The organism is Streptococcus suis, from assembly GCF_002960445.1.
GTDB classification, from domain to species: Bacteria; Bacillota; Bacilli; order Lactobacillales; family Streptococcaceae; genus Streptococcus; species Streptococcus hyiners.
Genome location: NZ_POJD01000459.1, coordinates 1 through 21,378, shown reverse-complemented (window position 1 = coordinate 21,378; position 21,378 = coordinate 1). Strand labels below are relative to the sequence as shown.

General features: G+C 41.8%; 21 protein-coding genes and 1 pseudogene. 17 read left to right on the top strand and 5 right to left on the bottom strand.

What is annotated here, in order from left to right:
• The 17 genes and pseudogenes from dnaB to nrdI all read left to right on the top strand — a co-directional run bounded on the left by dnaB (position 1) and on the right by nrdI (position 14,965).
• Positions 1–1,356, top strand: a complete 1,356-nt coding sequence (gene dnaB, locus C1G53_RS12630; RefSeq protein WP_105118840.1) for a replicative DNA helicase — start codon at positions 1–3, stop codon at positions 1,354–1,356.
• Between the two features lie 3 nt (positions 1,357–1,359).
• On the top strand, positions 1,360–1,611 hold the full coding sequence (locus C1G53_RS12625) for a Veg family protein (RefSeq protein ID WP_105114079.1): 252 nt from the start codon (positions 1,360–1,362) through the stop codon (positions 1,609–1,611).
• Between the two features lie 139 nt (positions 1,612–1,750).
• Positions 1,751–2,446: a cytochrome c biogenesis CcdA family protein gene (locus tag C1G53_RS12620; RefSeq protein ID WP_105118839.1), complete on the top strand. Its 696-nt coding sequence runs from the start codon at positions 1,751–1,753 to the stop codon at positions 2,444–2,446.
• An 18-nt stretch (positions 2,447–2,464) separates the two neighbouring features.
• Positions 2,465–3,028: a TlpA family protein disulfide reductase gene (locus C1G53_RS12615; protein ID WP_105118838.1), complete on the top strand. Its 564-nt coding sequence runs from the start codon at positions 2,465–2,467 to the stop codon at positions 3,026–3,028.
• Between the two features lie 209 nt (positions 3,029–3,237).
• Positions 3,238–3,849, top strand: coding sequence for a 30S ribosomal protein S4 (gene rpsD, locus C1G53_RS12610; protein WP_024407736.1), 612 nt, complete (start codon positions 3,238–3,240; stop codon positions 3,847–3,849).
• Positions 3,850–4,051: 202 nt separating this feature from the next.
• Entirely contained in the window at positions 4,052–4,522 is a 471-nt protein-coding gene (locus C1G53_RS12605) for a sigma-70 family RNA polymerase sigma factor (RefSeq protein ID WP_105118867.1), read from the top strand.
• 166 nt (positions 4,523–4,688) lie between these two features.
• Entirely contained in the window at positions 4,689–5,702 is a 1,014-nt protein-coding gene (locus C1G53_RS12600) for a glycosyltransferase family 2 protein (protein ID WP_161941443.1), read from the top strand.
• A 120-nt stretch (positions 5,703–5,822) separates the two neighbouring features.
• Entirely contained in the window at positions 5,823–6,191 is a 369-nt protein-coding gene (locus C1G53_RS12595) for a BlaI/MecI/CopY family transcriptional regulator (protein ID WP_105118836.1), read from the top strand.
• 20 nt (positions 6,192–6,211) lie between these two features.
• Positions 6,212–7,783 (top strand): M56 family metallopeptidase, encoded by a 1,572-nt coding sequence (locus C1G53_RS12590; RefSeq protein WP_105118835.1) that lies wholly within the window; start codon positions 6,212–6,214, stop codon positions 7,781–7,783.
• A 215-nt stretch (positions 7,784–7,998) separates the two neighbouring features.
• Positions 7,999–8,814 (top strand): PepSY domain-containing protein, encoded by an 816-nt coding sequence (locus C1G53_RS12585; protein ID WP_161941442.1) that lies wholly within the window; start codon positions 7,999–8,001, stop codon positions 8,812–8,814.
• Between the two features lie 75 nt (positions 8,815–8,889).
• On the top strand, positions 8,890–9,633 hold the full coding sequence (locus tag C1G53_RS12580; protein WP_105118833.1) for a polyphosphate polymerase domain-containing protein: 744 nt from the start codon (positions 8,890–8,892) through the stop codon (positions 9,631–9,633).
• On the top strand, positions 9,614–10,300 hold the full coding sequence (locus C1G53_RS12575; protein WP_238139155.1) for a DUF4956 domain-containing protein: 687 nt from the start codon (positions 9,614–9,616) through the stop codon (positions 10,298–10,300). Before C1G53_RS12580 ends, C1G53_RS12575 begins: the two co-directional genes overlap by 20 nt.
• Before the next feature lie 65 nt (positions 10,301–10,365).
• Complete coding sequence (locus C1G53_RS12570) at positions 10,366–11,277, top strand: aldo/keto reductase (protein WP_105118832.1); 912 nt, start codon at positions 10,366–10,368, stop codon at positions 11,275–11,277.
• A gap of 9 nt (positions 11,278–11,286) precedes the next feature.
• Complete coding sequence (locus C1G53_RS12565) at positions 11,287–11,739, top strand: GNAT family N-acetyltransferase (protein ID WP_105118831.1); 453 nt, start codon at positions 11,287–11,289, stop codon at positions 11,737–11,739.
• 95 nt (positions 11,740–11,834) lie between these two features.
• Positions 11,835–13,586: an aspartate--tRNA ligase gene (aspS, locus tag C1G53_RS12560; protein ID WP_105118830.1), complete on the top strand. Its 1,752-nt coding sequence runs from the start codon at positions 11,835–11,837 to the stop codon at positions 13,584–13,586.
• 67 nt (positions 13,587–13,653) lie between these two features.
• A pseudogene (locus C1G53_RS12555) lies at positions 13,654–14,511 on the top strand (YitT family protein); the annotation flags it as partial.
• A 1-nt stretch (position 14,512) separates the two neighbouring features.
• Entirely contained in the window at positions 14,513–14,965 is a 453-nt protein-coding gene (nrdI, locus tag C1G53_RS12550) for a class Ib ribonucleoside-diphosphate reductase assembly flavoprotein NrdI (protein WP_105118828.1), read from the top strand.
• Between the two features lie 148 nt (positions 14,966–15,113).
• On the opposite strand, the gene pulA is transcribed toward nrdI, so the two are convergent.
• The 5 genes from pulA to C1G53_RS12525 are packed head-to-tail and all read right to left on the bottom strand — an operon-like array spanning position 15,114 to position 21,154.
• A complete protein-coding gene (pulA, locus tag C1G53_RS12545) occupies positions 15,114–17,165 on the bottom strand; it encodes a type I pullulanase (RefSeq protein ID WP_105118827.1) in 2,052 nt (683 codons plus the stop codon).
• A 23-nt stretch (positions 17,166–17,188) separates the two neighbouring features.
• The gene (locus tag C1G53_RS12540) at positions 17,189–18,172 is read right to left on the bottom strand and encodes a LacI family DNA-binding transcriptional regulator (RefSeq protein ID WP_105118826.1); all 984 of its coding nucleotides are present in this window, start codon (positions 18,170–18,172) and stop codon (positions 17,189–17,191) included.
• A gap of 9 nt (positions 18,173–18,181) precedes the next feature.
• Entirely contained in the window at positions 18,182–18,964 is a 783-nt protein-coding gene (locus C1G53_RS12535; protein WP_105118825.1) for a DUF1189 family protein, read from the bottom strand.
• Between the two features lie 59 nt (positions 18,965–19,023).
• Positions 19,024–19,863 (bottom strand): sugar ABC transporter permease, encoded by an 840-nt coding sequence (locus C1G53_RS12530; RefSeq protein ID WP_105118824.1) that lies wholly within the window; start codon positions 19,861–19,863, stop codon positions 19,024–19,026.
• 1 nt (position 19,864) lies between these two features.
• Positions 19,865–21,154 carry a carbohydrate ABC transporter permease gene (locus C1G53_RS12525; RefSeq protein ID WP_105118823.1) on the bottom strand — a complete coding sequence of 430 codons (1,290 nt, stop codon included), beginning with the start codon at positions 21,152–21,154 and terminating at the stop codon, positions 19,865–19,867.
• Between the last annotated feature and the right edge of the window lie 224 nt (positions 21,155–21,378).

Here is a 21,378-nt window from a genome sequence, read left to right as displayed (position 1 = left end):
TTGGCAGACTTAGATGAATTGCGGGTGCAACCGCAGGATATTCTGGCTGAACAGTCGGTCTTGGGAGCTATTTTCCTTGATGAAGGCAAGTTGGTCTTTGTTCGTGAATATATCGAGGCAGAGGATTTTTTCAAGCATGCCCATAAGCTGATTTTCAAGGCCATGATTGCCCTTTCTGATAAGAATGAGGCTATTGATGCGACCACCATGCGCAACTACCTGGTCAATCATGGTGATTTGGAGAATATTGGTGGTTTGGCTTACTTGGCTGAAATCATTAGTTCGGTACCGACGGCGGCCAATGCGGAATTCTATGCCAAGATTGTCGCGGAAAAATCCAACCTTCGTAAGCTGATTGCTCGTTTGACGGATGCAGTTAATCAGGCTTATGAGGGTGCGGATGGTTCAGATGACATTATCGCCAATGCTGAAAAAGCCTTAATTGATGTCAGTGAAGGTGCCAGTCGAAGTGGTTTCAAGCGGATTGATGATGTTTTGAATATCAACTTTGACAATCTTGAAACCCGTGCCAAGCAGACTTCGGACATTACAGGTATTGCGACTGGCTATCCTGCCCTTGATGCCATGACAACGGGTCTGCATGAGGAAGAGCTGATTATTCTTGCGGCTCGTCCTGCGGTTGGTAAGACGGCCTTTGCTCTCAATATTGCACAAAATATTGGAACAAAATTAGGTTTGACCGTCGCCATCTTTTCTTTGGAGATGGGTGCGGAGAGCTTGGTGGACCGTATGTTGGCTTCTGAGGGGGTCATCAATTCGCGTTCCATTCGTACGGGTCATTTGACGCAGGAAGAGTGGAACAAGTATATGGTGGCTCAGGCTAATTTGGCTCGGGCTAGCATTTACATTGATGATACACCAGGTATTAAGATTACGGAAATCCGTTCGCGGTCACGGAAGTTGGCTCAGGAAACAGGCAATCTGGGCTTGATTTTGATTGACTATCTTCAGTTGATTACTGGAACGGGCCGGGAAAACCGTCAACAAGAGGTTTCGGAAATTTCCCGTCAGTTGAAGATTTTGGCCAAGGAATTGAAAGTTCCAGTTATCGCCCTCAGTCAGTTATCGCGTGGTGTGGAACAACGTCAGGACAAGCGTCCTGTTTTGTCTGATATCCGTGAGTCAGGGTCTATCGAGCAGGATGCGGATATCGTTGCCTTCTTGTATCGTGATGATTACTATGAACGTGGCGAGCAGGAAGAAGGAGCTATTCCAAATAACACGGTTGAAGTGATTATTGAGAAAAACCGTTCCGGTGCGCGTGGTACGGTGGAATTGATGTTCCAAAAAGAATACAACAAATTTGCAAGTATTTCCAAGAGAGAGGATGGATAGAGAATGAGTGATGCATTTACAGATGTTGCTAAGATGAAGCAGATCAAACAAGATATTAAAGACCACGAGGGCCAGATTGTCGAGTTGACCCTTGAAAATGGTCGTAAGCGTGAGAAGAATAAGCAAGGTCGGATTACAGAAGTTTATCAGTCTTTGTTTATCGTTGAGTTTGAAGATCCAAACAATACGTTTGTAGAATCCTATACTTACTCAGATGTATTGACGGAAAAGATTTTAATTCATTACTTGGACTAGGAATGGAGGCCTGTATTTGCAGGCTTTTTTGTATGGTTTAACCAAACGATATATTGACTAAGGCAAAGCAGTGTGTTATAATATTAGTACATAAAACGCTTTCAAAATCATTTTTGTGCTAGATAAAAAGGAGTTTGGTATGGACTTGCAATGGTTTACGTTTTTGACTCTGTTTGTGGAGGGGATTTTGTCCTTTCTTTCTCCCTGTGTTCTGCCCATTCTCCCTATCTACATTGGTTTGTTGGCAGGTGGAGCTGAAGGGAAAGAGGGAGAGAAGAAGGTTCTCATCAATACGCTGAGTTTTGTAGTTGGGATTGCGGTGACCTTCTTCTTATTGGGATTTGCCTCTAGTTTGCTGAGTAGGGTCTTACAAGCAAATGCTCAAGTCTTGCAGATTATCAGTGGTCTATTGATTGTTCTGATGGGAATTTTGCAGTTGGGTTGGTTCAATATTCCTATGTTAGAGCGTGAGTTTTCTGCTAAAAATAAGGTGTACCAAGCAGGGAAACAGGTCACTCCATATCTAGCTTTCCTGATGGGTTTTACCTTTAGTTTTTCTTGGACTCCATGTATTGGACCTATTCTAGCATCTGTTTTTATTTATGCTAGCAGTCAGCAGGGTTGGTTGAGCAGTATCTTGCTGTTGGTCTATTGTCTTGGATTTATTCTTCCCTTTATTTTGGTTGCCTTCTTTTCTCAGAAAATGTTGGCTTTCTTCAAGAACAATCGGCACTATTTGGCTTGGACCAAGCGTATTTCAGGCTATTTATTGCTCTTGATAGGCTTGAGTATTTTAACAGGTTTCTTCCAGCATCTTGTGCGTTTTTTCCAGTAGGATAGAAAGGATTTATTTATGAAAAAATTGGTATCGATTGTCGTTTGCTTACTTGTTTCTTGTTTTGTTTTGACTGCCTGTTCCCTTTTACCATTGGTCAGTCCGTCTTCTACTGAGTCGACTTTACAGGCAAATCAATCGGTCACGCTAGATTTTTCCCTAAAGGATAAGGATGGGAAGGATGTCAATCTAGCAGATTATAAGGGGAAAAAGATTTACATCAATGTTTGGGCGACCTGGTGTGGTCCTTGTCAGAGGGAAATTCCTGAATTGGAGGAAGTTTACCAAGAGTACAAGGATAAGGAAGATTATATTTTCTTGTCTATCACGTCACCTAAGGATGCTGAGTTTGCGAATACTAATCCTGCGGATGTGAGCAAGGATGAGATCTTGGAGAAGGCCAGTGAGTTAGGAGCGACCTATCCAGTCTTATTTGATACCAAAGATCAGGCTATGACACATTTTGGTATTGCTGCTTTTCCGACACATATCCTTATCAATAGTGATGGGACCCTCAAGGTTTCCTTTGCGGGACAGGTTCAAAAGGATAAGCTGGTTGAATTATTGGAAGAAATGCAATAAGAACGATGAAAAAGGCTTTACAGAGCCTTTTTTTTGTGCTATACTAACCTTTGTGCGAAATAACAGCAGGGCAAAATGAAGCTCGTCAACAGAAGGTCAGCAAGAAGAGTAATCGTTGCTGTTTCGATGAAGGCCTTCTGCACGAATCAGGTTTGCTTAAAACGTTATTTCCTACAATAATTATTTTTTATTTTAGGAGGACATAACATATGTCACGTTATACAGGACCATCTTGGAAACAAGCTCGTCGTCTTGGCTTGTCATTGACAGGTACAGGTAAAGAATTGGCACGTCGTAACTACGTACCAGGTCAACACGGACCAAACAACCGTTCTAAATTGTCAGAATACGGTTTGCAATTGGCTGAGAAACAAAAATTGCGTTTCTCTTACGGTTTGGGTGAGAAACAATTCCGTAACTTGTTCGTACAAGCTACTAAAATCAAACAAGGTACTCTTGGTTTCAACTTCATGCTTCTTTTGGAGCGTCGTTTGGACAACGTTGTTTACCGTCTTGGTTTGGCAACTACTCGTCGTCAAGCACGTCAATTCGTAAACCATGGTCATATCCTTGTTGACGGCAAACGTGTTGATATCCCATCATTCCGCGTTGAAGTTGGTCAAGTTATCTCAGTTCGTGAGAAGTCAATCAAAGTTCCAGCTATCCTTGAAGCTGTTGAAGCAACTCTTGGCCGTCCAGCTTTCGTATCATTCGATGCTGAAAAGCTTGAAGGTTCATTGACTCGCTTGCCAGAACGCGATGAAATCAACCCAGAAATCAACGAAGCTCTTGTCGTAGAATTCTACAACAAAATGCTCTAAGATAAGACTTTATATCGTAAGAAGCCTACAGCAGTGGGCTTTTTGCTTTGTCTTAAAACGTTGATTTCTGGGGTTGCTCCCCTTTTTGTCGCCTCTAAGGAGATAGTGGAATAATCTAAGTAATGTCAGTTGGACAAAAATGTCCTGTATAAAGAACTCCCTTTTCGATAAACTTAAACCATCAAACAAAGGAGATAGGATGATGGAATTTGAAAAGGTGTATGATAGCGTAAAAGGGATTGTCAACAAGGCTCGAAAAGAGTTTTATATCAAACTGTGGGACAGAGATGATTGGGAACAGGAAGGTATGATGACTTTGTTCGAACTATTGGAAGATCAACCTTGGTTGATTGAGGAAAGAGCTCAGCTGTATTGTTATTTCAAGGTTAAATTCCGAAATCGGGTTAAGGACCGAGTTCGCAGACAGGAAAGTCAGAAGCGCAAGTTTGACCGTTTGCCCCATGAAGACATTCACGACCTATCACATCTCATCCAATCACCTGGTTTGGTTAATGACGAGCTAGTGATGTTGAGAGGTGCCTTGAGAGATTATCGGAAAAATTTGTCTATGGACCAATTGGAAAATTATGAAAAACTCATCAGTGGTCAGAGTTTCAATGGTCGCAAGAATATGCTTCGGGATTTGCAAGAACATTTAAAGGATTTTTGTTGAAGAAGATACGATGCTAGGAGGTTATAAAAGTTATCCACAGAACATTCTAGAAATCCACAACTTATCCACAGGTTGTGAATAAGTTGGCCTTGAAAAATAATTATCCTCTGCACCTTTCCTGAAAATATGATAAAATAGTAACAAATTGTGTCAAATGGAGAGAAAGATGACCTTACTAAGCATTGCTATTCCGAGTTACAATTCAGAGGCCTACCTTCATTACTGCGTTCATTCCCTTGTGATGGGTGGTGATAAGGTTGAAATTCTGATTATTAACGATGGTTCGACCGATCGGACTCAGGAAATTGCAGAGGAACTTGCTAATCAATTTTCGAATGTACGAGCTATTTATCAAGAAAATAAAGGTCATGGCGGAGCGGTTAATACAGGGATACGTGAGGCCAAGGGTAAGTATTTTAAGGTAGTTGATTCAGATGACTGGGTGGATACCAGAGCCTATCTGAAGATTTTGGAAAGTCTACAGGCCTTAGAAGAAGCAAGTACACCTGTTGATGCCTTTATTTCCAACTTTGTTTACGAAAAAGAGGGACAATCTCGCAAAAAATCCATGTCTTATCAGGATGTTTTACCAGAAAATCGAATTTTCGGTTGGGAGGATGTGGGTGCCTTTTCCAAGGGGCAATACATGATGATGCATTCTCTCATTTACAGGACAGATTTACTAAGGGAGGTTGGTCTAGCTCTGCCAGAGCATACCTTCTATGTGGATAATATTTTCGTATTTACTCCTTTACAGGCAGTGAAAACCATGTACTATCTTCCTGTAGATTTTTATCGGTATTTTATTGGACGAAATGACCAGTCTGTCAATGAATCTGTTATGATTAAGAGGATTGACCAACAGTTAAAAGTTAATCGAATTTTAGTAGATAATTTGGATTTAAATGCCATTGACAATCCTGATTTGCGAAGTTACCTGCTCAATCATGTAGAAATTACCACTATCATCTCCTGTGCCCTTCTCAATCGGGCTGGTACTGCTGAACACATGATGAAAAAGCAGGAACTCTGGCACTATATTCGTGATAATAATCCTGCACTCTTTAAGATTGTCCGCAAAGGATTACTCGGGCAGTTGACCAATCTTTACGGTTACCCAGGGCGAAAAATTTCCAATGCCGTCTATAAAATCGCGAAAAGAATTTATGGTTTTAACTAAAACTCAGTTTCGGCTGAGTTTTTCTCGTGTTCAGAATACTTTGTCATTAGTAAGTAAGGATAGTTGACATTTTAAAACGACAAGTGTAGAATAATAGAGAAAGAAGAGAGGATATCAAGTATGAATGATTTAAAACGTCTACCCGATACAGAATTTACAGTCTTAAGAACCATTTGGCACTTGCCAAACCCAGTGACCTCTGCTCAAATTATTATTAACTTGGGAGAAGAAAATCACTGGAAGCCCCAAACCTTATTGACCATTCTTGCACGCTTGACTGAAAAAGGTTTTTTGAAGAGTGAGCGAAGTGGTCGAGAGCGTCACTATACAGCCATTGTGTCTGAAGAAGAATACATGGCGGTTGAAACATCGAATTTTTTAGACCGGTACCAAGGGAACTCGCTTGGTGGGCTGGTCAAAACCCTCTTCTCCTCCAATGCTTTGTCAGCCGATGAACTGGATGAGTTAAGGAGCTTGTTGAATAAATAATATATAGTTGGAGATTTAAAATGTCATCACTCATCTTGCGCTTTTTCCTAATGAGTTTATATACATCGGCATTGATTTTGGTAATCAGTGGCTTGTTTATCTTATTAAAAAATAGGGTTTCCGCTAGGGTTCGTTATCTGACCTGGTTGGCCTTGTTGGTTAGTTTGATTTTTCCTTTTAGACCTCGTTTTGGTTCGGGTTTGGTCACTATTGAGCACAGTCCTAAGGCAGTGTCGACTGCTATTGAAACGACAGGCACTGTAGCTAGCTCAGCAACCACTAGTCAACCCAACTTGGTGGATTTTGTCCTTGGCTTACCCTGGTTACAGATTTTATTGTTTATCTGGTTTCTAGGTTTTGTGGTGGTACTGGGGCGTTCAATCTTTGCCTATGTGAAATTCAGCAACCTTTTGAAGAGATGGGGTGCACCTATTTCTGACTTAAGGATTTTAGAGAATTTTCATATTATCAAAGAAGAGTTTGGTATCAAGAAGGACATTCGTCTGTTTCACTACCCACAGGTTTCCAGTCCCATGATTTTTGGACTGCGTCATCCCATTGTGCTTTTACCAGCGACAGACTATACAGATGAGGAACTGGATCTTATTTTTGAACATGAACTGACCCACTATAAGCATAGGGATATATATGCCAATTTATTGGTTCTACTTGTGAAGGCCGCCCACTGGTTTAATCCGATTGTGGCCTTTGCCTGCAAGGAAGTACAGGAAGCTGCAGAGAGTTACTGTGACCACAGTGTTCTTAGTCAACGTGATCAAGCCTACCGTTCTTTTTATGGTGAAACCATTATCACCATGATTCATAAGAGCCAGCAGCCAGTTCTGCTTTCAAGCTGTTTCTATTCAAATAAGTTTAATCTCAAGCGTCGTATTATTGCGATTATGGACAACCGTATTCCTATGCGTTCACTTGGTTTATTGGTCACAACCTTTATGACCATGGCCCTGGTCTTTTCAGGTTCAATTTTCGTTGTGGCGATGACGGAAGATCAAGTCAATCAGGTCATTCAAGAGGAAGGTTTGACCGATAAGCAAGCCTTAGAAGTAGCACTAAAAGACCAAAAACTTAAGCAAACAGATGTCAAAGATGTAAAGGTGACAGAGGCATCGGATTACTATTTGGTTGAATTTTCTAAGGGGGAAACACGTTACCATATCCAAGTCGATAAGTTGACCAAACAGGTAAGAAAAGTGGAAAAAGAAACCTTGAAAGTCGTATCGTCTTCCTCAACGACAAAATCTTCATCAACAACTGCAACGACAACAAAACCATCTTCAACAGCAACCAGCACAGCAAGCTCCACCACAGTTGCTACAACAACTACAACAAATGCTGGTAATGCTGGAGAAAGCGCAAATGGTTCTGCAGTTACTAATGGTCAAGCACCAGCCTCAAGTACAGTAGAAACGCCAGTGGTTACTGAAACGCCGACATCAAGCTATACTCCAGCTACAACATCTACACCAACGACGATTTATACACCGCCTGTAGCTACCAGTGATGATGTAGATGTCAGCGATGATACAGATGATGTGGATACCAGTGATGATACAGATGATTCTGATGACTAGTGCTATGCACCTCTGATTAGAGGTGTTTTTTAGGTCCTCTACTATAGGAACATACTTGTAAAATTTTTTTACTTTTTTGAGTTTTTAAGCTTGACAATTCAAAACGACAAGTGTAGAATGTAATTATACTACAATTGTAGAAGAATGAGTGGGCGCCCACTCTATTCTAAAAATCAAAAAACTACAAATGTAGAAAAACAATCATGGAGTTTATTATGAAACAGTTAAAAACATTGACATTTACAGCACTAGTAGCCGCTACACTTGGTTTGCAGCAAACAGTATCGGCTAATCAAATCAAAACAATGGATGCAGCAAAATCAATCGTATTAAAAGATCTTAGTTTGAATGCTAGTCAAGTACGATTCAAGGATCTAGATTTTGAAAAAGGAATCTATGAGATTGATCTAGTTGCCAACAATGTGGAGTACGACTACGATGTCCAAGCTAGCACAGGAAAGATTATTAAGAAAAAGTCTAAAACTCTAACACCTACAAAGACTACTGTAAAACCAGCTCAACCAGCTCAACCAACTCAAGCGAAGAAAACAACTGTTGCCGTAACGATTTCAATGGAGCAGGCAAAAACAATTGCCCTGAAGGATGCAGGTTTGACAGCTAATAAGGTTCGCTTCAAAGAAGTAGATCTTGAGAAGAGCGTTTATGAAGTGGATTTTGTGGCAAATAATCTTGAATATGAATATGATATCAATGGTTTAACAGGCAAGATTATCAAGAAAAAGACAAAAGCAGTCGCTGTAAAACCAGCAACTCCGCAGAAAAAACCAGTTGTAGTCACACAGCCTAAGAAAGTGGCAGTAGTGCCAACACTTTCAGTAGAACAAGTGAAGACTATTGTCTTGAAAGATTTAGGCTTGGCAGCAGCTAAAGTTCGCTTTAAAGAGATTGACCTTGAGAAAGGCATCTATGAGGTTGAAGCTCTTGCCAACAACTCAGAATTTGACTACAAGATAAACGGTACAACAGGTCAAATTATTAAGAAAAAAGTAGAAGTAAAGAAAAGCTGGTAATAGATAGGGAGAGTGGGAAGTGAGCCACTCTTCCCTTAACCCCTTAGAACGACAAATGTAGAAAAAGAGAATAAGATGAAAGAAACAGTACAGACCAAATTTAAACGAATTGAAACCAAATATATCTTGGATCGCAAGCAACTTGCAGCGGTTATGGCAGAGCTTCAGGCTCATGTAGTCAAAGATGATTACCCAACTTCAACCATTACCAATATATATTTTGATACAAATGAATATCGAATGATTCAAGATTCTGCGGAGCGTCTGTGGAAGCGTGAGAAAATCCGTATGCGGACCTACGATGCTCATCCACATGCAGATAGCCAGGTCTTTTTAGAAATCAAGAAGAAGGATCAAGGAGTTGGCTTGAAGGATCGCTTGACCTCAAAGCCAGCATCGGTCTTGAAATTTATGAGCCATAACCTAGTTGATGAAAGCATTAGCAATCCAGTGCTTTTGGAAACAATGGCAGAGCTTCGAGAGCGTTACGGCAAGATTGAGCCCATGATGTACATTTACTATGATCGTTTTTCAATGAAAGGGATTGAGGATAAGAAGGTTCGCATCACTATTGACCAAAACATCCTTTATCGTCATTACGATGTGGATTTGTTTGCAGGAAAGTATGGCTATCCTTTATTAGAAGATAATCAAGTCATTATGGAAATTAAGGTGCCTGAAACCTATCCAGAATGGCTTCAAGCCATTATTGATAAGTACGATTTAGAGCGCGTGTCCTTCTCTAAATATGGGACAGCCCACCGTAAGTTAGTAGAAAGTCAAGAAGAGGAAATAATTTTTGAAAGAGCAATTGTTTAAAAGTATCTTTGAAACCAATACAGGCCCCGCAGAACCGTCTATGCTAGCAACCAGTTTAGTCGTTAGCCTGATTCTGGGGTTGATTATTGCAGTAGTTTATAAATACAAGACCCTATATTCCAAGGAATTTGTGATTACTTTGACCGTTCTTCCAGTTCTTATGACCATGATTATTTTTATGGTCAACGGAAACTTGGGAACCAGTGTGGCCATTGCGGGAACCTTTGGTATGATTCGGTTTCGCTCTGCGGCAGGCGGGGCTAAGGAACTCTTGATGGTCTTTATCGCAACGGGTATTGGTCTGGCTTGCGGTATGGGCTTTATCATCCTAGCAACCATTTTTACACTCTTTGTTTGTCTAGTCTTGTTATTCTTGGAAAATTCTTCCTTTGCGACAGTTAGTCAAACCAGACGGAACATCACCATTCGAGTTCCTAGGGAGTTGGATTACGAACTACTATTTGAAGCTACTTTTATCAATGCCTGTAAGTATGTAGAATTGGTTAGCATTAAGAACATTAAAAAAAGCAATAGCTTGGAGCTGGTCTATAATGTTGATTTAGATTCGAATTTATCGGACAAACAGGTGATTGATACCTTGCTCAGTATCAATGATTCGATTGAGATCAGCATTAGCAAGCTGGCACAGAAAAAGAAAACCTTGTAGGAGGGTGAGAGATTGGCAACAATCTCTTTTTTTGTATATAATGAAGTCAGAAGAGGAGGCAACTAATGCAAAAATTAGGACAAACAGGATTAGAAGTTTCGCGAATTGGTCTAGGTTGTATGCGAATGGCAAGTTTGAGCGAGAAGGAAACAGCCCAGGTCTTGAAAACAGTCCTTGAACAAGGAATTAACTTTTTCGATCATGCGGATATTTATGGTAAGGGAGAATCTGAAATTCGTTTTGCCCAGGGTGCAAAACTGGTAGGACTGAAGCGAGAGGATATTTTCCTCCAATCAAAATGCGGTATTCGTAAGGGGTATTTTGATTTTTCTAAAGACTACATCTTGGAGTCAGTGGATGGTATTCTCAAGCGCCTGGATACAGAATATCTTGATGTTTTGGCCCTCCACCGTCCAGATGCTCTCATGGAAGCAGAGGAAGTGGCAGAAGCCTTTTATCTCTTGAAGCAGGCTGGTAAGGTGCGACATTTCGGTGTCAGCAACCAGAACATCTACCAAATGGAGTTACTCCAGTCCTATCTGGACCAGCCCCTAGCGGTCAATCAGCTCCAACTTTCGCCAGCTCATACTCCTTTGATCGATGCAGGGCTCCATGTCAACATGAAAGATGATGCTGCGACCATGCGGGACGGAGGTTTGATTGATTATTGCCAGCTCAAAAAAATCACCATTCAGGCCTGGTCCCCATTCTTGATTGATTTGCAACGAGGTATTTTTGCCAACCATCCAGACTATGCTCTTTTAAATCAGACCATTGGGGAAATAGCAGAGCGATACCATGTTTCACATGAAACCATTGTCGTAGCTTGGATTTTGCGCCATCCAGCGAAAATTCAAACCATTGTAGGTTCTATGAATTCAGATCGCCTGACCAAGATTGCTCAAGCTAGCCAGATTACCTTAACTAGACAAGAATGGTACGAGATTTACAGAAGTGCAGGAAACAATCTGCCTTAGGAGGAATGTATGAAGTGGGAAATTAAAGCATTTGACCAACTTAGTTTACAGGAACTTTACACTATCTTGACACTTCGGACCGACGTGTTTGTCGTGGAACAAGCCTGTCCTTATCCTGAAGTTGATGGAAAGGATCCAAACTGTCTTCATCTTTTAGGCACAGACAACGGGGAGTTGGTTGCATACTTGAGAATTTTACCGGCTGGTCTGAGCTATGATGAAGTTTCCATCGGTCGTGTGGTCATCAAGCCAAGTCATCGTGGTAAAGGCTTGGGTCGGCCAATGATGGAGCAAGCTATCCATTACATTACAAATGAATGGAAAGAAAATCAGATTAAAATCGGTGCCCAAGCCTATTTAGAAAAATTCTATCAATCGCTTGGCTTTAAGCCAGTTTCTGAAGTATATTTGGAGGATGATATTCCGCATTTGGATATGCTATACAGCAAACCAGTCAACTAGGGCTGGTTTTTCGATTTTTTCTCGGCAATTTCCCCCAAAAATCAGCTATTTTATGGTAGAATGAATAAGTATAAAATCAGTAAAAGAGGAAGAATATGAAACGTTCTATGTACGCTGGACGTGTTCGTAAGGAACATGTCGGACAGGAAATTACTTTGAAAGGTTGGGTTGGCCGCCGTCGTGACTTGGGTGGCTTGATTTTCATTGATTTGCGTGACCGCGAAGGTATTATGCAATTGGTCATCAATCCAGAACTTGTAGATCAAGATCTCATGACAACTGCTGAAAGCCTCCGTAGTGAATTCGTTATCGAAGTGACGGGAATGGTTGTGGAGCGCGAACAAGCCAACGACAATATTCCAACAGGAGCTGTTGAACTGCAAGTAACCAGCTTGACAGTGCTCAACACGGCTAAGACAACTCCATTTGAAATCAAGGATGGCATTGAAGCCAGCGATGACACCCGTCTTCGTTACCGTTATTTGGATCTTCGCCGTCCAGAAATGCTCAACAACTTCAAATTGCGTGCAGCTGTAACCCACAGCATTCGTAACTACTTAGACGAGCTTGAATTTATCGATGTGGAAACGCCAATGTTGACCAAGTCAACGCCAGAAGGTGCGCGTGATTACTTGGTACCTTCTCGTGTGTCAAAAGGTCACTTCTATGCCCTTCCACAAAGCCCACAGATTACTAAGCAGCTGTTGATGAATGCTGGTTTTGACCGTTATTACCAAATCGTTAAGTGTTTCCGTGATGAAGATTTGCGTGGGGACCGTCAACCTGAGTTTACACAGGTTGACTTGGAAACCTCATTCTTGAATGAAGTTGAAATCCAAGACATCGTAGAAGGCTTGATTGCTAAGGTCTTGAAAGATACCAAAGGGATCGATGTGACCTTGCCATTCCCACGTATGTCCTATGACCATGCTATGAACTTCTACGGTTCAGACAAGCCAGATACTCGTTTTGAGATGCTTTTACAAGACTTGACAGAGGTTGTCAAGGAAGTTGACTTCAAAGTCTTCTCAGAAGCACCTGTTGTAAAGGCTATTGTGGTCAAAGGTGCCGCGGACAGCTACTCTCGTAAGGACATTGATAAATTAACAGAGTACGCCAAACAATTTGGTGCCAAGGGATTAGCTTGGGTCAAGGTTGACCAGGGAGAACTAGCTGGTCCAGTTGCTAAATTCTTGACAGACATTACAGCTGACTTGACAGCAAGTTTACAACTGGAAGACAAGGACTTAGTTCTCTTTGTGGCAGATGAATTGGAAGTTGCCAACAATACCTTGGGTGCTTTGCGTAATCGCTTGGCAAAAGAGCAAGGTTTGATTGATGAAAGCAAATTCAACTTCCTTTGGATTGTGGACTGGCCAATGTTTGAGTGGTCAGAAGAAGAAGGACGCTACATGAGTGCCCACCACCCATTCACCTTGCCAACTGAAGAAACAGCTCATCATTTGGATGGTGATTTGGCACAAGTACGTGCGGTTGCCTACGATATTGTCTTGAATGGTTATGAGTTGGGCGGCGGAAGTCTTCGTATCAACCAAAAAGACATGCAAGAACGGATGTTCAAGGCACTTGGCTTCTCTGCAGAGGATGCCCATGAGCAGTTTGGTTTCTTGCTAGAAGCTATGGACTATGGTTTCCCACCACATGGTGGATTGGCTATCGGTTTGGACCGTTTTGTCATGCTCTTGGCAGGTGAGGACAATATCCGTGAAGTGATTGCCTTTCCGAAGAATAACAAGGCATCTGATCCGATGACACAGGCACCAAGTACGGTTGCATCAGCTCAATTAGAGGAATTAGCTTTAGATATTACACTTGAAAATGAATAAATTTTTCAGAAAACAGCGTGTTCTTTTCTTAAGAAAGGCCAGAAAGAATAAGTTTTGGTCAGTTATTTCGGGGATTTCTCGAGAAAAATATGCAGAACGGATATCGGGGTCCATTATTTATGGGCTCCTATCTAGTATTGCGGTCAATTTTTTCTTTAGACCAGGGAATGTCTATTCATCGGGAGTGACTGGTATAGCTCAGATAGTTTCTGCCTTAGCTGCTTCTTATGCGGGTTGGGATATACCAATCGCTGCGGTATATTATGCCCTCAATATTCCCTTGCTCGTCATAGCCTGGTATAAAATTGGCTACAAGTTTACCATCTTTACCTTTATCACCGTATCTCTTAGCTCCTTGTTTATTCAGTTTATGCCTCCGGTCACACTGACAACAGACCCCATAGTTAACGCCATTTTCGGTGGGCTTATGCTCGGTACAGGGATTGGCTTTGCACTTAGGAATAATGTATCCAGTGGTGGTACTGATATTGTTTCCATCATCATTCGGCAAAAGACGGGACGGCAAGTTGGCTCCATTTCCCTGATTGTTAATATTATGATTATGCTGATAGCGGGGATGACATTTGGCTGGAAGTATGCCTTGTATTCCATGGTTGCACTTTTCATCTCTAGTCGGATGACAGATGCTATTTTTGTCAAGCAGAAGCGGATGCAGGCTATGATTATTACCAATCAGCCAGACCGAGTTATTAAACAAATTCACAAGAAACTAAATCGTGGTGTGACTATCATCAATGGTGCGGAGGGTGCCTACAATCATGAGCAAAAAACGGTACTGATTACCATTATCACACGTGCGGAGTTTAGTGAATTTAAGCAAATTATGAAAAAAGCAGATCCAACAGCATTTGTATCTGTCGCGGACAATGTCAATATTATCGGGCATTTTGTGGAGAGTGAGTAGGATGAAGAAAAAAATCTATCTGGTATATATCAGTTTGAGTGGCAATACGGAAAGTTTTGTAAAACGTTTGAAGTCATTTTTCCAATTTCAGACAGATTGGGACCTTGAACTGGTTCATGTCAAAGATTTGGTCAAGCAGGATATTCCTTTTTATCAACTCGACGCGCCTTTTGTGGCTTTTCTACCAACTTATTTAGAAGGTGGAAATGGAGTGGATAATGGAGATGTGGAGATTTTGACCAATCCTCTTGGAGATTTTATCGCTTTGGGGACCAATGCAGAGTTCTGTCTGGGTGTTGTTGGTTCAGGCAATCGAAATTTCAACAACCAATATTGTCTGACTGCTAAGCAGTATTCTGAGCGATTTGGTTTCCCAGTTATTGATACCTTTGAATTGCGTGGTATGCAGAATGATATAGAACGCATTGGTCGGAAGATAATGGAAATGATGTAAGATGAACACCCCAGTCAAACGCTGGGGTGTTTTTTACACACAAAAAACTCACCAGCATGACTGATGAGTTCTAAGGAGATTTATGAAAAATATTTAGGAGTGACTATAGTATAGCCTATATTTCTTTTGCTAACATCCGTCTTAGGTCCTATTTATCTTCCAAAATACAAATACTTTGTCCAGCAAGGGTGATTTGCTGGGCTTTATTATCGTCAACAGGTGGGAAGTTGAAACGAACGGTTTGCTCTTTTTCGTTTTCGAAAACAAAATCGCTGTCCGCAAAGTTGATAATGAACTGGATAGTTTTATCGCCATTTGTGACTTGATAGCGGAGGACGTATTCGGTTAGCCAGTAGAAATCACAGGTTTCTTGAATGGTTTCATAGCTGTTTTGGCTGAGAATTGGATTGTTTTTACGGAAGGCAATCAATTCTTGGATAAATTCTATATGTTCCTTATAGTGAATAGCCCGTGTCCAGTCTAGGCGATTGATTCTATCAGGAATATTGTAAGTATTGTCAATCTCATCTTTGGTACGGAAGAATTCTTGTCCGCTATGAATAAAGGCCATTCCTTGAGAAATGAGGACCAATTGTAGCCCAAAGCTTGCAGCTCGTTTTTGTTGCTGAGGTGTCCAATCTGGATGTTCAATATGGAAGTAGTCAAAGGCTGTCGCATTGTCATGACACTCGATGTAGTTAAGTGACTGTTGTGGTGTGATGAAGTGGCTGTAGCGGCTTCCTGTCAGGAGATGTTGCACTTTTTCGTGTAGTTGTTTGTCAACTAGGCGGGTAGGGTTGAGCAAGAGTTTCTTGAAGGTATCGCGATAGTCATCGTTGAAGAAACTCACTTCTGGAAGCTGGTCTGCATTGTACTGGTGGGCCAGTTTTTCATAGTCTAGACCAGTTGCCATCTTCCAACCTTCGCCATAGAGATAGATATTTGGATGAATGGCTGATAATTCCTCTTGGATTTGGTTGATGGTTTGGCTGTCCAAAATCCCCATCAAGTCGAAACGGAAGCCATCAAAACCATAGATACTGGTCCATTGGCGGAGGGATTGCTTGATGTAGTTGCGGACCATGCTGCGTTCGCTAGCGACATCGTTGCCACAGAAAGTACCATCCGTCCGCATACCATGTTCGTTGTAACGGTAGAAATAACCAGGGACAATTAGCTCGAATGCGTATTTCTCAGCATGATAAACATGGTTGTAAACAACGTCCATATTGACGGAAATATCGGCATCGTGATAGGCTTGAATGGCCTCTTGGAGTTCTAGAATGCGAGCATAGGGGTCATTTGGTAGGCTGGAGAAGGAGCCTTCTGGCAGGTTGTACTGCATAGGGTCGTAACCCCAGTTATAAACAGCTTGGGGTTTATTTTCATCTACACTTCCAAAATCATAAACAGGAAGAAGCTGAATATGGGTAACGCCCAGATTTTTGATATAATCCATTCCCAGTTTCATACCGTCCAAGACAGGTGATTCGGTCAGACCGAGGAATTGACTACGGTGTTTGAAGCCAGCTTCTGTCTGCCAAGAGAAGTCGCGGACACTCATTTCATAGACAATAGCTTGAGAAATCGGTCGTTGGGTCTTGGCGCGACGAACCTTATGAAGTTTATTTGGGTTGATGATATAGCTATCGCCAGAGTTTGCCTTGGATGAAAGGGCGTAGGGGTCATGAACAGAAATCCACTCGCCATTGACTTTGTGGAGATAGTGGTAGCTTTGACTGTCCAAGTCACCCTCTACTGTGACCTGCCAGACACCTTTTGAACCCCTTGTCATGGCATATGGTGTCCCTTCAAGGACTAAAAATACCTGCTTGGAGATAGGTGCCCAGAGTTTGAAACTTGTGGACTGAGGGCTATAACTTGCCCCCAAATCACTGCCATCATAGGTATAGTTTTGTTCGAAAATAGCAGAGCGGACAATATGACCATAGCCTAACTCCGTTTTGTTGCGATCTTGGTCATAAATACAATAGTCCTTGTCCAAATTTAAGGCGTGTAGGCTGGTCAGATAGTAGAGAACTAGGTTTTCTACCTCTAGACAGGAATGAATGAAAAGTTGAGATGTGGCATCGTCGGACTCGAGGGAAAAACTCATGTGTTCGGTATCAAATCGTTTTTCCATAACCAAGCGAATAGTAGCTACATCATCTAGAAATGCTTGAAATTGTCGTAATGCCATGAGCCGAACGGCTCCTTTCTAAGTTAAAGTTCAGTAATGGTATGTGGAATGACGCGGCGGTAGCAGACCTGCTTGTCTTCCTTGTTGTCGCTAATGATTTGGTGAAGGGTATTGAAGGCCACACGGCCAAGTTTGATAGCGTGGACATCGACATAGGCTTCAATATCCAATTTTGGTTTGACAGAGTCAAAGGAGATGATAGGGAGTTTTGTACCGACTTCGTTGAGGTACTTGACAATCCCTTCTGCCACCATGGTATCGGTTGTGACGATAGCATCAATCTCTTGTTTGAGTAATTTTTTGGAAATCTTGTAGGAACTGTCTTCCAATAGGAAGCCTGAAACAAACTTGACCTTGTTTTCGTCAAGAGGGATATTATGAGATTTGAGGGCGTTTTTATAGCCTGAATAACGGTCTTGGGATACGACCAGTTCCTTGTTACCAGCGACAAAGGCAATATTCTTGTAGCCCTTATTGATAAAGTAATTGGTCGCTTCAAATCCAGCCTGGATATTGTCATTATCGACTAGGGAGATAAATGGAGAATCTGCCTTACCGAGAATGAGGAAGGGAAACTTATGCTGAATGGCTAGCTGGACCAGTGGGTCATCTGGCTTGGAATAAAGGAAAATTAAACCATCGACCCGTTTTCCATAGACCATCTGAGAAATAGCTTCTAATCGCTGTTCTTCATTTTTTCCCGTAGAAATTTGGATCGCATAATTGTGGTCAGCAGCCACCTGTGAAATGCCACGCAGGGCTGTCGGGAAGAAAGGGTTTTGATAGAAGACATCAGAATCTTCAGGAAGTACCAAGCCAATCACCTGTGTGTAGCTAGAAACCAGACTACGAGCATTGAGATTGGGGTGGTAGTTGAGGTCCGCCATAGCCTTTCTAACTAGGTCTTTGGTTTTTTGACTAATAGCAGAGCTGTTCTGAATGACGCGGGTAACGGTAGAAGGTGAAACACCTGCTAACTTAGCGACGTCTTTAATGGTAGCACGCATAGGAACCTCCTAAATCTCATCTCTGAATTTGGTTTTGAAAAATACCCAAATCAATACTATCACAAAGAGGATATTTTGAACAGTCAAAACAGTTGTAACAGGCTGCCCAAAAATCCCAATCAGGCAGGCTAAAATGGTTGGTAGTCCCAAGCAATGCAGGGAGAAATTGAAACATTCTTTAAAGGTATGAAAATGGAAGAAACGAGATTTTTTAGTCAGATAGAGAAAGCCGCTTGCACCCAGCAGAATAAAGAGGAGATTGGTGGCCAAAATCATGGTCGATACCAAGGTAATGCTCAGACCAACTATTGCCCGATTGGCTTGGTACCAATTCTTTGAAAGGGCGGCGGTCAATCTTTCCCTACTTGAAAAATCAGCATTTGTCAGTCCATCGTAACTGAGCTGGGTTAGGATATCCTGCCCTTTTCGAATGGTCAGACTTTGTTGACCAAACTGGTAGGAGAAATCAGAGCTTGTAGGCACTGTTTCGCCAAAGGTAACCTGCTCCCAACTACTATTTCCTGTATAGGTGAACTGTCCATTTTCAATAGATACATGTTGGCTAAGGTCATTCATGACATCCTCATTGAGCGGTTGATACACCCCTTCCACAAAATTTTCCAGAGGGTAGGTTTCCAAGCTGACTGTTTGAAGAGAACTGGGAATGACTAGGAGGGACACTAAAAAGAGCGTAGTAAATAGACCTTGCCAGACTTTCATCCATCTGCGGTTGGCAAACATTTTTCTAGGAGAAAAAATACTGGAAAAATAAGAGAATGGGTAGGGAATCATGTGTTGTACCTTTCATAAAAATTTTGGCTCTGTCTAAAAAGGGAAAAGGTGGGACAGGGTTACCCCTTGTCACCACCACTTGTTAAACCAGATACAAAGTTCTTTTGTAGGAAGAAGAATAGGATACTGATTGGGAGGGCGATGAGGATAGCACCTGCCGCGAAGTAGGCAATCTTCAAGTTTTTCACATCAGAGATGAAGGTTTGAAGACCGACTGCTACAGTATAAAATTCTTTTTCACGAAGCAAGAATTTGGATAGGATGTAATCTCCAAAAGGTCCCATGAAGGCCCAGAGTGCCTGTACAGCAATCATTGGACGAACAAGTGGAAGAACGATTTGCCAGAAACGTCTGAAGTGACCAGCACCGTCTAGTTTTGCAGATTCATCGAGAGAAATTGGCACTGTATCGAAATAACCTTTCATGAGCCATGCATTCATTGGGATACCACCACCAACGTAAAGGAAGATGAGGAACCAGCTTTGGTTGAGGGCATTGAGCATGAGGGCCATAACGAAGAAGGCTGTAAGGGCAGCCATTGTTGGCACCATTTGAATAATCAAGAAGAAAACCAAACTCTGTTTACGAGCGATGAAGTTATAACGGCTATAAGCATAACCAGCTAATACCACTATACTGGTTTGGATAAGCATTGTCAAGATTGCGATAATGAGTGTGTTGAGGTACCAGGTACCGTAGAGAGTTTCGCTAAATAGTCCTTTGAAATTGTCCAAAGTAAACTGGATTGGTTCCAGCTTGAAAGCTACCACGTTGCCTGATTTAAAGGCTGTCATGATGGTAATCAATAGAGGGTAGATAATGATGATAGACAGGGCAATCAGATAGAGATAGGTAAAAGTCTGATTGAGTATGCGTCTAGTTTTCACAGATACTTTCATCTTATACATCCTCCATTTCAAAGGCGTTTAATTTCTTGAAGGCAATCATAGAGATACTGATGACAATCATAGAGATAATCAAGGTAACTGCAGCTGCCATTGAATACTGAGGAGCAGTACCAGTTGTCAATTTGTAGATCCATGAAATCAAGATATCAGTCGAACCAGCACCACCACCGACGCTACCAGGTCCACCGTTGTTGAAGAGGTAGATGATAGAGAAGTTGTTGAAGTTGAAGGTGTACTGACTGATTAGAGTAGGAGCAGCCACCGCCAAGATCATTGGCAAGGTGATGCTACGGAATTTTTGAATGGCACTTGCACCATCAATGTAGGCAGCCTCGTACAAATCGTTTGGAATGGATTGCAAAATACCCAAGGTCAAGACATAGATATAAGGGAAACCAAGCCAAGCCTGCATCATGATAAGGGCAACCTTAGTCCAGAATGGATCTGTTTTCCAAGGAATAAGGAAGTTGTCGATAAATGGCAAGAATTTGCTTAGGAATGGCAATACTTGTGTGTTAATGGCTCCGACACTATCGTTGAACATGTTACTAAAAGTCAAGATAGTCACGAAGGCTGGAACAGCCCATGGGAGCAAGAAGATAACACCGAAGATGCGTTTGCCCTTGATAAATGGCTGGTTGGCAATGATAGCTGTCAGGATACCGATAACAATCTGTGCAGTTGAAGCAGCCAAGGCCCAGATGATTGTCCAGCCTAAGACAGAACCAAAGGCTGCACGGAAGGTACTGAGTTTCCAGATATTTGTAAAGTTAGTAAAGCCAATCCAATCGAGAAGGGCACCAGGAGGTAAATGTTGGAAATCGTAGTTGGTAAAGGCGATGAAGAGTGTCACCACAACCGGGAAAATTATGGCAAAGGTCATGGCAATATATGAAGGAATTATCAAGAGATAAGGGAAGCCATTCTCATACACACCTTTAACCATTTCATTTAAAGTTGTCGGTACAGGATAACCGTTATTCCATCGTTGGGCAGTATCTTTGGCATCCTTTAGGTTTAAGGCGTAGAAAGCAAGATAGACAACGGTAATGATGAGGTGGAAGGAACCACGGATCAACATGAAGAGGGAGTTGTCACGGCCACGTTGGCTACCAAGGGTAATCAAGTTTCCAATTTCTCCACCTGCTATTGCAATGAAGTAGACTAGGAAAGCTAGTGTTACGCCAAGGAAGATATAGCCTTTTGCTTTTTGCTTGTTGTAGATTTGCCCTAGACCAGGAAGTAGGGACAAGAGGAGTGCCTTACTTGGATTTTGTTTCATAGTGTAATCTCCTTTAGGTCAGTCCTAAAAATAAATATATATTTCAGTTGGTAGTAACAAAGTAGACTGGGAGGAAATCCCAGTCTGACTTAAAAATGACTAGTTGCCATATTTTTGAGCGATTGTATCTTCAATCAATTTCACAGCGTCAGTAGCAGCAGTCTTAGGATCTTTTTTACCACTTACAGCTTCGAAGAGCATGTTAGCAGCTGGTTCCCAAACTG

Coding starts and splice junctions, on each gene's coding strand:
- C1G53_RS12525 (WP_105118823.1), bottom strand. CDS start 21,154: ATGAAACAAAATCCAAGTAAGGCACTCCTCTTGTCCCTACTTCCTGGT.
- C1G53_RS12570 (WP_105118832.1), top strand. CDS start 10,366: ATGCAAAAATTAGGACAAACAGGATTAGAAGTTTCGCGAATTGGTCTA.
- C1G53_RS12595 (WP_105118836.1), top strand. CDS start 5,823: ATGAATGATTTAAAACGTCTACCCGATACAGAATTTACAGTCTTAAGA.
- C1G53_RS12615 (WP_105118838.1), top strand. CDS start 2,465: ATGAAAAAATTGGTATCGATTGTCGTTTGCTTACTTGTTTCTTGTTTT.
- C1G53_RS12535 (WP_105118825.1), bottom strand. CDS start 18,964: ATGATTCCCTACCCATTCTCTTATTTTTCCAGTATTTTTTCTCCTAGA.
- C1G53_RS12600 (WP_161941443.1), top strand. CDS start 4,689: ATGACCTTACTAAGCATTGCTATTCCGAGTTACAATTCAGAGGCCTAC.
- rpsD (WP_024407736.1), top strand. CDS start 3,238: ATGTCACGTTATACAGGACCATCTTGGAAACAAGCTCGTCGTCTTGGC.
- C1G53_RS12565 (WP_105118831.1), top strand. CDS start 11,287: ATGAAGTGGGAAATTAAAGCATTTGACCAACTTAGTTTACAGGAACTT.
- C1G53_RS12590 (WP_105118835.1), top strand. CDS start 6,212: ATGTCATCACTCATCTTGCGCTTTTTCCTAATGAGTTTATATACATCG.
- nrdI (WP_105118828.1), top strand. CDS start 14,513: ATGAAGAAAAAAATCTATCTGGTATATATCAGTTTGAGTGGCAATACG.
- C1G53_RS12540 (WP_105118826.1), bottom strand. CDS start 18,172: ATGCGTGCTACCATTAAAGACGTCGCTAAGTTAGCAGGTGTTTCACCT.
- C1G53_RS12530 (WP_105118824.1), bottom strand. CDS start 19,863: ATGAAAGTATCTGTGAAAACTAGACGCATACTCAATCAGACTTTTACC.
- C1G53_RS12585 (WP_161941442.1), top strand. CDS start 7,999: ATGAAACAGTTAAAAACATTGACATTTACAGCACTAGTAGCCGCTACA.
- C1G53_RS12625 (WP_105114079.1), top strand. CDS start 1,360: ATGAGTGATGCATTTACAGATGTTGCTAAGATGAAGCAGATCAAACAA.
- C1G53_RS12620 (WP_105118839.1), top strand. CDS start 1,751: ATGGACTTGCAATGGTTTACGTTTTTGACTCTGTTTGTGGAGGGGATT.
- aspS (WP_105118830.1), top strand. CDS start 11,835: ATGAAACGTTCTATGTACGCTGGACGTGTTCGTAAGGAACATGTCGGA.
- pulA (WP_105118827.1), bottom strand. CDS start 17,165: ATGGCATTACGACAATTTCAAGCATTTCTAGATGATGTAGCTACTATT.
- C1G53_RS12580 (WP_105118833.1), top strand. CDS start 8,890: ATGAAAGAAACAGTACAGACCAAATTTAAACGAATTGAAACCAAATAT.
- C1G53_RS12605 (WP_105118867.1), top strand. CDS start 4,052: ATGGAATTTGAAAAGGTGTATGATAGCGTAAAAGGGATTGTCAACAAG.